Origin of the sequence: Priestia sp. SIMBA_032, assembly GCF_046535215.1 — a bacterium.
Lineage (GTDB): Bacteria > Bacillota > Bacilli > Bacillales > Bacillaceae_H > Priestia > Priestia aryabhattai.
This window is the reverse complement of sequence record NZ_JAWRXD010000032.1, coordinates 1-14,065: the sequence shown is the minus strand read 5'-3', so window position 1 is coordinate 14,065 and position 14,065 is coordinate 1. Positions and strand designations below refer to the sequence as shown.

Below are 14,065 nucleotides of genomic sequence, written 5' to 3'. Positions count from 1 at the left end.
ACAGACTACAATGGATAATCTATACTTTCTAGGAGAGAAAATTTTAGAAAAAAAATATGAAATTGCAAAAATGGTACACGTACATAGAATGGCTGACCTTAAAGTAGTAAAAGACGTTAATCTTCCGGATGAAGAAATTATTGAATTGAGAGCAAACTTCATCAGCTATTTTGGACGGGCTATCATGGAAAAGCTCGATCAAAAAACACTGTTAGATCAGATAGTGAAATGGGGAAAGCAATCAGGAGAATTTGCATCAAATTTAGGGGTTTCTCTTAATGAGGCCTTAGAAGATACAACCTATTATCGAACATTCATATGGGAAATTCTTAAAGAAGAAATAAAAAAGAATAATATGTCAATAGATACAGTATTTGAATTAAGCTCAATTATTGATCCCTTATTAGATAAAGCTGTTTTTGCTTTTAGTTTAACTTATGTGAATATTCATCATGAAACATTAAAAAAAGCAAAGAGTGCTTTCCTTGAATTATCAGTACCTGTAGTTCCAATTACAAAAGGCATTGCTGTACTCCCTCTTGTTGGAGAGGTAGATCCGGAAAGAGCCACGCTTTTATTAGAAGAAACATTAGAGAAAGCAAATATACTACAGCTATCACACTTGCTATTCGACCTCTCTGGCGTGATGATTGTAGATACCATGGTTGCCCATCAAATTTTTAAAATTGTAGAGGCATTAGGTCTTCTTGGGGTAAAAACGATACTAATTGGTATCCGACCTGAAGTTGCTCAAACAATGATCCAACTTGGAATTGATTTTAGCAAAATAACTATAAAAGCAAACCTAGAACAAGCACTTCTTGGTTTAAATTTAACCATAGATTCCTTAGAGAACAAAGACTCTTGAGAGGATAGATATTCTTCAATATGCAGCTTTTTATACATTGTTCATATAAAAGCCTTTTACTATTCAAACGCACAAAAATGCCTGTTAAAAAAGCATTCTTAGGTAGTAAATAAATTTAGTGACAGCAAAAAAACATTAGATATAGAAGCTATCTAATGTTTTTTGCTGTAGTGTTATTTTGAGATTTTTCTTCTAGAAACTGTTTAAATTCTTCTTTGCTCACATTTAAATTCATTGCGTCTTTAACTAACCTCATCCACTCTTCTGGTAGAACTGCTGTAGACTTCTTCATAATTGAACACCTTCCCACATAAATAATTATTTATCATTTACCTGTTGTTTTCAACTTAAAATCTTGTTTTATAGTGACCAACCACTATATTACAACTAAATAGTTAATCCTCTTTACTTTAATCGACCATAGGTAGCTGTTGAAACAGTAGGTTTGGATCTGATTCTCTAATGGTTTAAAAGAGGCTGCCTTTAAGTGTTACATACTTAGAGAACAGCCTCTAAGTTATTATTATGGGATGGCATAAACCTCGACAGTGAAGCTTTCTCCATCGGTGTTTTCCGGTCTAGCGACGTAGAAATCTTCGCTCGTTTTGATTTCTGTCTCAGATCCGTCTGTAAGGTCATTAAAGATCGTTTCGTCAATGCCGAAGCTGATGTCTTTCATGACATCGAATTTCGCATTAGTAGGACCATCGACGATTTTCCATTGTAACTTGGTCGCATAAGAAGGAATGTTCCCGATCGTGAAGTTATCACTTGATCGGTTATCCTGTCCGTCCTGAGGCTGGCCTTCCGATCGGATCGTCGCTATTTTCTCAGGGGCTTCAACCTGCACATTGAAAGTATCCCCATCTAGAATCCTGTCATAGGCGTACCAGGCACCAAGCCAAGTCCCTGCAGCACCGTTCGATTCGCTTGAAATCATTCTTACTGAAAAATTATCCGATCCATTGGTCGCCGAACCTTCCCAGGTGGAAGCAAACGGATATTCGTCACACTGTTTGCCGGTCCGATCCTCATCTCCGAATTCCCTGTCACAAGTCCTTCTTGTCTTGTTCCTATTGCGATTATATTCATCCTGATGACGTTTCGTATACATCCGTGTCAGTGTGCTGTCTCCCACAGCTCCCGGTATTTTCTTTCCAACCATTTGAGGCTTCGTCTGATCTGGATGATCCATCGCAAACTTCCAATGTTGTCCAGCTTCGGCTAACATCGAAAATTCTGGCTTTGTGACCGGAACATTGAAGATTGGTGTGGCTTTACTGAATACGGCTCCTTGCCAGAAATATTGATCAGGGAAAGCAAACATATATTTTGCAGAATCGTAACGAACGGTCTGTTTAATACCATCAATGCTCTTTTTGAATTTCCTTGGCGCATGTGTAAGGGTAAGTTTTGGCCAAAATTCCATGTACCCTAACTGATCAGGGTTTGCGTCAGTTGGTGGAGGTGCTTCTGATGTGAAAATTTCTGTGCTGAAGTTTGTGTTTTTCCATTGGGCGATTGTTCGTTCCGTCGGCGGAAAGTCAGGATCCTCTTTACAGTCACCTGCGTTCACCTTGGATTCACATACCATATCAATTTTCAACTTGGCTCCATTCAAGGATGGATGAGTAACGAGGATATCATCAAGTGTATAATAGACCCTCATTTTTCGGCTTTGGTTGGAGCCATAACCTATTTCAGTGAATTGAAATTGAACGCCTTCGTAAAAACAGAACCCACCAATGCATTTTGTTGGGACTTGATATGTGGCGACGTGGGACCAACAGAAGGAATACCGGTTCTTAATATACCCTGTTTCTGAACTGCTGTCTGGACTTCTCTGGCATTCTTCCGTAGTAAGGATATGGTCATAGTCGAAGTCAGGGGGTGTCCATCCGGCTGCTGTCTTGATCGGAGGCGCCATGTTCGCTCTGTATGTTGTTGCACTTTGCTGGTCTTCCTCCATCAATTTATCTAATGTCTGGATGCCTTCTTTTTTCTGGATCTGATCTTGCTTGATCCCAATCTCTTCAACTGACTTGCCTTGCTTCACAAGTTTAGTTGCCTGTTCAATCTTCTCCTTATTGTTTGGGAGCCAATAACCTCCGCCATTTGAATCAGACTGCGCTTGTGCCGGTGAAATCATTCCTGTGACAAAAAACAAAAAAAACACAGATAAAACGATACGTCTATAAAACCTGGACATCCTATCCCTCCCTTATTTTTTGATTTGGAATAAAATGTTGTCTTAGAAACATATAGAGGAATTATCTTTGCAGGCAATAAACTAGATTCATTACTTCGATGGCATCCAAATCGATGATAGAATACTACAAAAAAAATTTTCCCACAATATACTATAAGGAAAATGAAACCAAAAACCTACAATAATTACCATGTTAATTAGCTTGCTAGGAGAAATGGGTCATATAAAGAATCCTTTTATTTATAAAGATCCTCCACAATCGGGCGCCATTTGTCGTCACTAAGTGTAAATAGTTAAACTATGGGTCTTTATGAAATAATTTATTTTTTATCTAACATAAACCATTTTCTAGGAGGCAAAAAGGCTCTGGTTAAATGTTGTTTTTTTATTTTAAGTTCCTGTCGGATATGCGTTTATTACAACTATAGAAAAATTAACTGTACTAAGGAACTTGTTATATGTTGTATATTAATTAACTAAAAAAGGGTATTTGCCTACTTTTATCTAATTTTATAAAAGAACAAGTTCGTAAAAGATAGGTTATGCCCCTAGTATACTTGCTTAGACAAATGAAATGAGGTGTTTGACTATGAATAAAATGGAACTAATCAGTACCGTGGCAACAAAAGCAAATTTAACACAGAAAGACGCTACAAAGGCTGTGAATGTAGTATTTGAAACAATTGTCTCCGAACTTGCCAAGGGAGAAAAAATCCAACTAATTGGCTTTGGTACATTTGAAGTACGAGAGCGTGCAGAACGAACAGGTCGAAACCCAAAAACAGGGGAAGCAATGCAGATTCCGGCTTCAAAAGTGGCTGCTTTTAAAGCTGGAAAAGAATTAAAACAAGCTGTTAAATAACCTTGTGTATCTACAATGGATAGAAAAGTTCTAGGATTATTTCAAAGAGCTTTTCTATTACATGCATAGACAAGATGTCTTGTTTTGATTTTAATAAAGTGATAGAAGTTTATAAATTTGAACATTCGTTTGATTTTATTTCTGCTTATACACGTTGCTCCTTTAATGAAATCCTTTCACAAAGCTAACTATGGTACCATTTCAAACACTTTTTTTACGTAAAATCTTTTATAAAATTATCCAAGAGGGAGCAAATTGGATGTCAAAAGAAATCGAATTGCTGAATATGGGAATTCATTTATGTAAACAGATTAAAGATTTACTTGAAGAAAGGGAGCATAGGAATTTAGGTTTTAAACAATCAGTTACAAAAAATGCTCTCCCCCCTTTACCTTTAGAACATGAGAAGAAGATAATCTCTTTTAAACGACATGAATCATAGTTATTCCTAGGATATATAGTTACAAGAATCAGAAAGAAAAACCTCATGATTAATTATCAAAAGATTTTTCCTCGAAGTATGAAAATAATGGACGTATTGATTGAATAATTCAGGTTTAATAATACTATTAATTTTTATAAAATCTCTTTATACCTAAGACTCTTCGTACCTGTTAGTGTTGTGAGGATATCAGTTAATAAAGCTAGTTCAACCTTAAAAGGGTTATCGACGTTTTGAATTTCACAATAACCAGAATCATAAATATGAATAATCTTAAATCGCTTCCATTTATATAAAACTTCTTTATTAATTTCCATAGTTACCCTCCTGATTCATTATCATAGTTTAGTCAACATATAAATCATTTTTCTTATTTAAAATTCATCTGGAATAAAATTAAATTATTTTTCCCTTTCTTGTATATTTCGAAACATGAATTCAAATAAAATTTTAAATACACTAAATTCTTTATGTATGTACATATCTTTTACTACCTTGAGCAAACTACCCAAGACGCTGTGAGGCATCAGCAACTTTAAAATCCCTATTCTTTTAACAGAAAAACCTACCTTCTCCCTAACTCTAAGGTAGGTTTTTTCTGTTTTTCAAGCTGTATACAATATAAATTTTTAATTAACATAATGTTTTTTATAGAAAATCAATAACAAAAAAAGCTTAGAATACTAACTCTAAGCGCAGAAATCTATATTTGTTCAGAATTACTAGACTCGGCAGTATTTCTCTTTTTTAATTCAAGAAGGAGAGCAATAATCCCAATAAGTCCACCTATCGTAAAGAGGTAAGAAACAAATGGTATTGGTCCATTTATTAATAAACCTCTGATTCCAAAAACAAACAAGATAATATTACTGATTAAACCAATCACAACTCTAATATTTTTACGAATGTTTCTCTCCTCCTTGTATTTGGCTTTTTAATTCATATAGAATATTTTACCATATGAACCTATTTGATAACATGAATATCATATACATCGCTAGTTACCATAATTAAAATTGTCACAAGAAAAATAATGAAAGCAACTAAAGGATTTCCTTTGAGATACATCAAAATAGTAAATTATATTTTACTTAAATATAAATATAACATTGATTTTTATTTATTTTAGTAATAAAATACTTACTATCGCTAGGGTGGTGATAATAATGAATGAAAAAATTGCTAAAGAATACATTACTTTGATACCAAATGTATTTAGTAGTTTTAGTGAGTTAAATAAAGATTCGGTGGAGTTAACGCATATGCAGAATCATGTAATCGAGTTTATGTACATGAAACAAAGACCATTAAATATCAAAGATATTAGTATTGGTTTAAATATAGCTAAACAGCAACTCACAAATATCATTAGAGATTTAGAAACTACGGGTTATTTAGTTAAAATTCCCGATACCAAGGATAAACGTGCAGTTTTGGTTTCGTTAACTCCAAAAGGTAAAGAAATTGAGAATAAAAAATGGACTGATATTTATCAAAAATTCACCAAAAATTTAACTAAATTAAGTGATGAAGAGAAAATAGATTTAGCCTTCTCTCTTCATAAAGTTAACACATTATTAAAAAAGATGGAGGATTGAAGAAGAGCTTAATCCTTAAGAGATATAATGTCTAATTACTGGTGACATTATATCTTTAATAATGATAGTAACAGTAATGTTAACCTAATAAGTTGAAAAGACAAAACGTATGTAAGTTGCAGATAAATAGTGCAATTCTAATTATATATTATTGGCTGAATAATTTTTTTCGGCTTATTAAAAGTATGAAAAAGGAGAGGTGAATAATATGATTCCATCTCAATTAACCTTTGGGATTTATCCATTAAGCGTAGCAGGAACTCCTTTTGGTCTGGCTGTGGGCCCAAAGGATAACTATCAAAAAATTCAAATGGCAATCCAGGACCTTAAAGGTGATTCCAAAAAGCTATTTCCAAGAAACTATCTCATTTATACAAAGGAATGGGAATCAAAAATGTTAACACTTGCGGATCAATATCTGGATAATGGCTTAATAGGAGACTTGACCGTGGGATGTGGAGATTGGACGTCCCATCAAGATTCAGACATCGAATTTAATAATTGGCTTGATTTTATTCGAAAAGTCATTAAACGGTACGGATCTCACCTGGCTTCTCTTCAAATTACAAACGAACCCAATTTGTCGTTTATGGAAGGTTCGAAGCCATATATACTGCAAGCTCTTGTAGAGGGAGTAATTATAGCAAAAAAAGAAACCCGAAAGCACAACCTACCGATTAAGATTGGATTCGGTTCGGTACCAGAAAGCCCGGCGGCAGTTCCGCATTTTTGGAAAAACCTCGCTACGGTTGGAGGGGACATATTTATAGATTCCATTGATTTTGTTGGGCATAATTTTTATGTGGACGTGTTCGATGAACAACCACTCGATTTAAAAGAAATACCTGATGCTGTAGAACGTACACTTCTCAATTTAAGAAAAAATCTTAAAACAGTAGGTATCCCCCCTTCAATCCCTATACGGGTTACCGAAAATGGATGGCCTACAGGAATGAATCCTGTTTCCAATATAAAAAGATCTTACGAGCATCAGGCGAAAGTTCTTGAGACGGTTATTCGAACGATTTATAAATTACACCTAGAACTGAATATCTCACATTATGAGCTTTTTGGACTTCGGGATGCGGATAGTTCTAAAGAAGATCTCTTTCATCAATTTGGAATTATGAGGGATGATTATTCGCCAAAACCTGCTTATGATACATTTAAGAGATTAATACAAGAGATGGGCATTTGAGAAGGGAATAATATACTTTTAGTGACCGCAACGCGATTTATCTAAATTCTAAAAAAAGACTGCATCGTCCTAGTCAAAAGGGGCAGTCTTTTTTTCTGTTTTTAGATTGTATATGACATTAAAAATCACTTTACATAAAACCAATTATCGTTACTATTAAAGAACATCATTGCTTGATTAAACTAGCTTCATATATTTTTGAGCTACTCCCCCAAGGATGATAACCATCTCCTATATATGAGAAATCGTACTTTTCGTAATATCCAATATGGTTGGTACATAAATAAAGCTTATTAAACCCAGCATTTTTAGTATCTTCTTTAATTTTTAAAAGAAGCTTTTCTCCTAATGACATACCTCGATAGCTTTCTTCAATATAAAGAGCACATACCCATGGCCATAAATCCATACGACTAATGAAATCGTTACTAATAAGTCCTGCACAGCCGATGATTTCTCCTTTATTCTCTAACAGATACCAAATTGGAAGGCTATTATCTGTTTTTAAGCTATGTCTAATACAGTCTTCATAAAGTTTTAAAGTATTTTCATTTGCCCATTTGTTCTGGATATATTTTATTGCTTTATCTTGATACTCTACATGTTCTCTAACATTAATAATTTGCATAATAAATTTCCATCCCCTATTAAAAAATAAAATGTCATTATTTACATTCTACATGTTTTTAATTTATATAAAGAGAATTATCTGTAATTTAGTTACCATAATCATCATTATCGGAAATCAATTATTCCAAGTATTCTTCAGTTAAAGCAGGATTTAAGTATCGAGCCATACCAGTTTTTATCTTACTGAATCCTACTTTACGATAAAATTCCTCATTACCTGTCGTAGCAACAAGATGAACACAAGAAATCTCCTTAAGTTGAGCAAGTAGGTCACCTATAATTTGTTGCCCAATGCCTTTATGTTGATAGGTGTCTTCGATCACAACATCATATATGGCGGCATTAAATACTCCATCTGACATGGCCCTTCCAAACCCTACAATCTTATCTTTATCATAAGCGATAGTTACTACATTGCTTAAAGTGAAGATCTTTTTAATTTTTTCCTCATTATGCTTTTTCCACCCTACAGAATGATAAATTTCTTTCATTCGTGACCAATCAACATTCTCTATAGTATTTAAAATTGAAATATTCATAGGATCTACTCCCTTTGTTTTTATATAGCCTATTTAGTACTATTTCTGCTTACAAAAACAAAAATCCTATATTGTATACTCCATACAAAGGTAGTTAAGTCGGGTAGGCATGCACTCTCACGAGCGCCCGCCCCCCTAAGAACCGCACGTGACAGATTTCCCGTCATACGGCTCAAGCCTTCTTTTTATCCGAACAAATTATTTATTTAATACATGGTACATGTACTAATTTAACAAATTTACCTGTAGAAACCTCTAGGTTTCGCACTGTAACTTTCTCTCCATTTTGTAAAGTCTGCTTACACAATGCACAACGATATCCTTGTTTTCTTGCGAGTTTCATCCTATCTAATGTATTCTCATTATTAAAGACCTTACGGTCTCGTTTTCCCCAATACTCTTTTAGACTCGGATCATCTGGGCTGTTTTTATAGGCTACCATGACATGCCGTTCTATCTTAATCCAGGACATCTTTAACAATTGAATGTTAGTAAGTGGACATGTGAGAGTCCATTTATCATTCCCTCCATGGTTAGGCTTCTTAAAATAACGTTTGGTAATCCACTTCCACGACTTCTTTGGATGTAGTCGTTTAAGGTGTTTTGTTATTTTGAGGAATAAGTAATTATCCATATATCCAAACGTCTTTTTTGAAACGACATGTTTCCAATACTGTCCGTAACCACGAATAATTGGATTTAAAACACGTATTAGTTCTTTTATTGGTCGTCCTCTCATTACTGCGAACGTATCTTTTATCTTATTTTTTGCTTTTTTAATGCTGTCTCTGCTAGGTTTGATAAATAACTTCTTTCCTTGTCCTGTTTTGTATTGACGCAGCGAGAAGCCAAGAAAATCAAACCCGTCTTCAATATGTGTAACTCTAGTTTTCTCTTGACTAAAAGTAATTCCTCGCTTTTGTAAGTAAGGAATGAGTTTCTCATACATGCTTTCAGCTTTATCCTTCGTCTCCGTTACGATGACAAAGTCATCTGCATAGAGAACACGTCCTATCTTACATTTTGGGTCGATTGCGTATCCTCCGTTTGGTTTGTATGTCTTTTTATAGACAATACCAATTTCTTCTTCCATACCACATAAGGCGATATTAGCTAGAAGGGGAGACACGATACCCCCTTGAGGGATTCCTTCTGTTGTCGTACGAAGCATATCATGCTCTATGTATCCCATTTTAAGCCATCTTTTGATGAGAGTGTTTCCTGGAAACATAGATGTTTGTTCTACTATCCAATTATGATTAAGATGGTCAAAGCACCCTAAAAAATCTCCCTCAAATACCCACTTTTTCTTACTATTCGTGTTAAGCTTATTAAAAAGATTACTTATAGCATCATGTGTGCTTCGTTTAGGACGAAAACCGTAAGAAGTTGGTTCAAACTTGACCTTCCATTGTGGTTCGAGTGCGTTTTTTACTACGTTTTGATACACTCGATCTCGTATCGTGGGGATACCGAGAGGTCTCAGTTTTCCATTTTTCTTCGGGATGAACGTTCGTTTTGCTGGCTTTGGACGATGTCGAAAGACATTACATTTTATTAGTTGTTGATAAAGTTTAATACGTTCGCTTGGTTTTGAGGCCACATAGCCGTCTACACCAGGTGTTCGCTTACCATTATTTTGTTGTGTTACTCTGCGAATAGAAAGCAGTAGATTTGCTTTACTCCGGAGGAGTAAACGTTGAAGTTTCCTTACTTTCCTTCGTTGTTTTTGTTGTTCGGCACGATAAATTCTTTGTCGTAACTTCATTACATATTTTTGTATAATACTCCAATCAATAGAGTACCAATCTTTATGCGAGACGTGCGCCGACGCTCGTAGAGAGGTATTCATAACAGCACGCTCCTTTTCGTTAGAAGATAGCCACAAATTTATTTTCGTGTTGAAGACCAATGAGAAGTGGGCGCTCTTTCGAGCCTGTCATTGTCCATAAAGACGACAGTATCCGTCCAGTTATACAGTGTTCCTGTTTTCCTGTTCTCTTTCGAGATAACGGCTTTTGCTTTTTCTCATATCCCATACCCTCTGCCACATCGTTTAACTTTGCAGTCATCCTACTGCTTGCGCAGATGACATAGGGCTTACCAAGTTCCACTTTCTACAGATGCGATAGGGGGGTAGGCAGGTTCTTTACTCCGGGTAAGATGCGGGACGCATCAGAGTAGCATTATGATTCTACTTTTCCTCTTACCAAAACCTAAGCTAAACTTATACATTATCTTAAGCTAACCCTGACGAAGCTTACAAACCTTCACTTTCGTTTACCATGCCTATCTTCTCCTAGCAGTATTCTGGACCATGCATTTGTCCTCTGTTTCCGCATTTCCTCATGCAACCGACAGACTCGTTACCAAGAATGCCGTTTCGGATGGAGATCATCTTTGCGTCTAGATGAGTAGCGTTAGCTACACTGTAAGAAAAGCGACTTCTTGTCGTACCATAATGTAGGTTCTAGGTAGTTAAAAACTCCAATTTATTAATATAAATTGGAGTTTTTACATGGAATGTATTTATAAAGTCCTTATACCCTCTACAGCTAACATGTACATCGTTAAAGATTGGGCCTCTTTAGTCACCCATTCGCGATATTCCTTTTCCGCCGTCATATATTCTATTTCGGTAATATAACCATCCCTTTCCATTTGAATTCCTCTACTTGAAGCAGTATCTGCCCATATACCAATTTTTGTTTCGAAATTAAAATCTGTACGGTTGGATACCTCGTGTTGAGAGGTAACAATGATATCTTGAATACCAATTTCTCGAAACATATGAGCAAGATCATCAGCAATTGCATTATTCATACCTGCATCAGAACGCCATTTCAAATATGCAGAGTAAAAGGAAATCATACTTGGAGGAGGCTGTGGTTCCCATGATATCTTCTTATGATTATAATCTGCGACAAAAATACGCCCACCAATTTTGGTCGCATCTTTCATCATTTGCAATGCTTTCAAAGGATCAGACAGCCATATTAAAACACGGGCAGAGGTAATAATATCAAATTGTCCTTTATAGGTAAGATTATAGATGTCACCTGTTTCAAAGGTTAATCCTGGGGTTTCACCGTGGGTTTGACGGGCTTTCTCGATTAGAATTGGATTGCTATCAATTCCTATAACACGCCCACTTGGTCCTACTGCTTCTGCAATTCCACGTGTAATTGCCCCTGTTCCACAGCCAATATCAAGAACCGTCATTCCTTTCCTAAGTATACTTGCAAGCCTTTTATGAGAGTATGTTAATGACCGGGAATCCAATACGTTTGTTAACTTCCCCGATAATTGAGCTCGATTACGAGCAATATTCCCTTCCATACGGTAGACCTCCTTATTAATAAATCTCTACTTTTTCTTAATAGCGACAATTCGAATTCGTTTATAATCTGCTATCCATGTATCATCTTTATATAGATTGGTTTTTATTTTATTTTTTATTTTTTCGTAAATTTTCATTTTTTCTTCCTTAGAAAACTCAGAAAAGAAATCATCTGCAAAGCTATCTAACCAGTGATTTAATCCATTTTCTCCGTCTGCTAACGATGTAGGTCGATCGAAATGATGTGCATAGGATACTCGAAATCCATGCTGTTCAAGCAATGTGCTATATTGTCCTATGCTTGGAAAATACCAAGGATTTCTTTCTACTACATCCATTCCATAATCTTGAGATAGAGTCTCTATTATTCCTCTGATGACAGTCTGTACATTTCCTTCCCCTCCGAATTCAGCTACAAAGCGTCCTCCTGGATTTAACGCTAGTTGAACTGATTCCACAACTTTATCAGCCTGTTTCATCCAATGAAGAGCTGCGTTAGAAAAAATAGCATCGTACTTTTCATCTGTTTGAAAATCTTCGCCATTTTCGATAACAAATGGGATTTCAGGATATTTTCTACGAGCTTTTTCAATCATTTCTTCTGAGAAATCACTTCCAGTAACATTCGCGCCTGACTTGGAAATTTCATAGGTAAGATCGCCTGTTCCACAACCCAAATCAAGAATTCTTTCTCCTTTTTGTGGATGAAGTAACTCAATCACTCCTTTTCCAAAATTAGATACAAAGCTTAATTTATCATCATATAAATCTGCATTCCAAACATTCAACGAACTCACGGAATATCACTCCTTTAATTTTGAACTATTGTTATTTTTATCATAATATATAAACATATATTCAACTAAGATATATAATCTATTAAGTTAATAGCCAGAGGCTATGGAGGAATACTATGGATATGAGACTATTTGAATACGCCCTAGAAATATATAAAACTAAAAGTTTTACAAAAGCTGCTTCTAATCTCCATATTGCACAGCCATCTTTAAGTAAGCAAATTGCAAAGTTAGAAAATGAGCTCGGTATCCGTTTGTTTCATCGAAAACCCGGTACAGTAGAATCAACTTCAGATGGCTTATGTTTTGTAAAACAAGCTGAGAAAATACTACAAATGCGTGATGATCTAAAAAGGGAGATACAGGAACGCAAAGAAGGGATGAGAGGTGATTTAAAGATTGGTTCAACAGCCATTACAGGAGGACATATTTTACCTTCACTTCTTAAAAACTATGAGAAACAGTATCCAAATGTACATATTCAGCTCATTGAAGAAGCAACAGAAAAATTAATAGACTTAACTGCTAAAGGTTTAGTTGATATTTCTATTCTGTCACTCCCTATTGAAGATTCTCGCTTAGAAACAAAAATAATACTTACTGAACCACTTTATCTGGCCTTACCACAAGAACAGAAAAATTGGACCCCAAAAAAAGTTGAAAATTTGATAGCTTCATCAAAATTAAAAGAACAAACAATCTTATCCATTGAAGATTTTGCAAATTGCCCATTTATTTTATTAAAAAAAGGATATGGTTTTCGTCGTACAGTTTTAGAATTATGTGCAAGAGGTAAGTTTGAACCCCAGGTTCCTTATGAAACAAGTAATATCGAAACAGCTCAATCTCTTGTGGCAAATGGTCTTGGAGTAACAGTCGTTCCTGAGATGGTCATTCATAAAAATCTTCAGCAAGCTTCCTTGAAGTATATTAAATTGGACTCCAATCCTACTCGTACCCTAGTATTTACCTATAATAAAGATCGTTATCTTAGTATGAACGCAAAAGCCTTGATAGAAATCCATGAAGGAGAAAGTCGATTAACATAAATCCGCAGAAAAGCCCAATCCTATTGCATATTGGTTTTCTATTTGCCCATAAAAAGTACGCCTTCCTGAATAGTCATAAAACAACGGGATTTTGAAGCATTATTTGATATTAAAAATAAAATGACAAAAATGCTTCTAAAAACATATAGAAAAAGAGTCTATTTGTCGTCAGGTAAAGTAAATGGTTAAACTAATGATTTATATAAAAAACTATTTACTTATATATTCAAATTACTTTTATATAGGTTATAGATAACCTGAATACGTTATATTTCTAATTAATACATCAGGTTAAAATGAAAAAACTGAGTGATTTAATAATTTCATTATAATTCCTCCATGCAACCTTTATTTCCAACCTTATCATATTGAAATATCCTCCCTCGCCCAAAATGTAATATATTACTAATGAAAACAATAAAAGGCATATTGTACACTTAATGGGTATATAAGTAATATTTTATGGAGGTTTTAAATTGAAAGCTACTGGCATCGTTAGGAAACTAGACAACCTGGGAAGAGTAGTCTTACCC

Annotated in this window: 15 protein-coding genes; 6 read left to right on the top strand and 9 right to left on the bottom strand. The window is 34.9% G+C overall.

The window, feature by feature from the left end:
- Positions 1-10 precede the first annotated feature (10 nt).
- Positions 11-868: an STAS domain-containing protein gene (locus tag SB717_RS31120; RefSeq protein WP_410906506.1), complete on the top strand. Its 858-nt coding sequence runs from the start codon at positions 11-13 to the stop codon at positions 866-868.
- A 148-nt stretch (positions 869-1,016) separates the two neighbouring features.
- Here the strand turns inward: SB717_RS31120 and SB717_RS31115 are convergent, their stop codons facing one another.
- Both SB717_RS31115 and SB717_RS31110 read right to left on the bottom strand, forming a co-directional pair.
- The gene (locus SB717_RS31115; protein ID WP_080743179.1) at positions 1,017-1,160 is read right to left on the bottom strand and encodes an anti-repressor SinI family protein; all 144 of its coding nucleotides are present in this window, start codon (positions 1,158-1,160) and stop codon (positions 1,017-1,019) included.
- A 231-nt stretch (positions 1,161-1,391) separates the two neighbouring features.
- On the bottom strand, positions 1,392-3,077 hold the full coding sequence (locus SB717_RS31110) for a NucA/NucB deoxyribonuclease domain-containing protein (RefSeq protein WP_410906504.1): 1,686 nt from the start codon (positions 3,075-3,077) through the stop codon (positions 1,392-1,394).
- Between the two features lie 589 nt (positions 3,078-3,666).
- On the opposite strand from SB717_RS31110, the gene SB717_RS31105 reads away from it, so the two are divergent.
- Together SB717_RS31105 and SB717_RS31100 are read left to right on the top strand one after the other, a co-directional pair.
- The gene (locus tag SB717_RS31105) at positions 3,667-3,939 is read left to right on the top strand and encodes an HU family DNA-binding protein (protein ID WP_410906502.1); all 273 of its coding nucleotides are present in this window, start codon (positions 3,667-3,669) and stop codon (positions 3,937-3,939) included.
- A gap of 259 nt (positions 3,940-4,198) precedes the next feature.
- A complete protein-coding gene (locus SB717_RS31100) occupies positions 4,199-4,381 on the top strand; it encodes a hypothetical protein (protein ID WP_410906500.1) in 183 nt (60 codons plus the stop codon).
- A gap of 134 nt (positions 4,382-4,515) precedes the next feature.
- On the opposite strand, the gene SB717_RS31095 is transcribed toward SB717_RS31100, so the two are convergent.
- Entirely contained in the window at positions 4,516-4,698 is a 183-nt protein-coding gene (locus SB717_RS31095; RefSeq protein WP_410906498.1) for a hypothetical protein, read from the bottom strand.
- 849 nt (positions 4,699-5,547) lie between these two features.
- Here SB717_RS31095 and SB717_RS31090 point away from each other — a divergent pair.
- Positions 5,548-5,979: a MarR family winged helix-turn-helix transcriptional regulator gene (locus SB717_RS31090; protein WP_410906496.1), complete on the top strand. Its 432-nt coding sequence runs from the start codon at positions 5,548-5,550 to the stop codon at positions 5,977-5,979.
- 208 nt (positions 5,980-6,187) lie between these two features.
- Complete coding sequence (locus tag SB717_RS31085) at positions 6,188-7,177, top strand: hypothetical protein (protein WP_410906494.1); 990 nt, start codon at positions 6,188-6,190, stop codon at positions 7,175-7,177.
- A gap of 166 nt (positions 7,178-7,343) precedes the next feature.
- Here the strand turns inward: SB717_RS31085 and SB717_RS31080 are convergent, their stop codons facing one another.
- The 6 genes from SB717_RS31080 to SB717_RS31055 all read right to left on the bottom strand — a co-directional run bounded on the left by SB717_RS31080 (position 7,344) and on the right by SB717_RS31055 (position 12,483).
- Positions 7,344-7,805 (bottom strand): GNAT family N-acetyltransferase, encoded by a 462-nt coding sequence (locus tag SB717_RS31080; protein ID WP_410906492.1) that lies wholly within the window; start codon positions 7,803-7,805, stop codon positions 7,344-7,346.
- Positions 7,806-7,926: 121 nt separating this feature from the next.
- Positions 7,927-8,346, bottom strand: coding sequence for a GNAT family N-acetyltransferase (locus SB717_RS31075; protein WP_410906490.1), 420 nt, complete (start codon positions 8,344-8,346; stop codon positions 7,927-7,929).
- 202 nt (positions 8,347-8,548) lie between these two features.
- Positions 8,549-10,198, bottom strand: a complete 1,650-nt coding sequence (gene ltrA / locus SB717_RS31070; RefSeq protein ID WP_410906488.1) for a group II intron reverse transcriptase/maturase — start codon at positions 10,196-10,198, stop codon at positions 8,549-8,551.
- A 19-nt stretch (positions 10,199-10,217) separates the two neighbouring features.
- The gene (locus SB717_RS31065; RefSeq protein WP_410906486.1) at positions 10,218-10,418 is read right to left on the bottom strand and encodes a hypothetical protein; all 201 of its coding nucleotides are present in this window, start codon (positions 10,416-10,418) and stop codon (positions 10,218-10,220) included.
- Between the two features lie 457 nt (positions 10,419-10,875).
- The gene (locus SB717_RS31060) at positions 10,876-11,685 is read right to left on the bottom strand and encodes a class I SAM-dependent methyltransferase (protein WP_410906484.1); all 810 of its coding nucleotides are present in this window, start codon (positions 11,683-11,685) and stop codon (positions 10,876-10,878) included.
- Positions 11,686-11,712: 27 nt separating this feature from the next.
- The gene (locus SB717_RS31055) at positions 11,713-12,483 is read right to left on the bottom strand and encodes a class I SAM-dependent methyltransferase (RefSeq protein ID WP_410906483.1); all 771 of its coding nucleotides are present in this window, start codon (positions 12,481-12,483) and stop codon (positions 11,713-11,715) included.
- Between the two features lie 116 nt (positions 12,484-12,599).
- Here SB717_RS31055 and SB717_RS31050 point away from each other — a divergent pair, with 116 nt between their 5' ends.
- A complete protein-coding gene (locus SB717_RS31050) occupies positions 12,600-13,532 on the top strand; it encodes a LysR family transcriptional regulator (protein ID WP_410906481.1) in 933 nt (310 codons plus the stop codon).
- Positions 13,533-14,065: the final 533 nt, after the last annotated feature.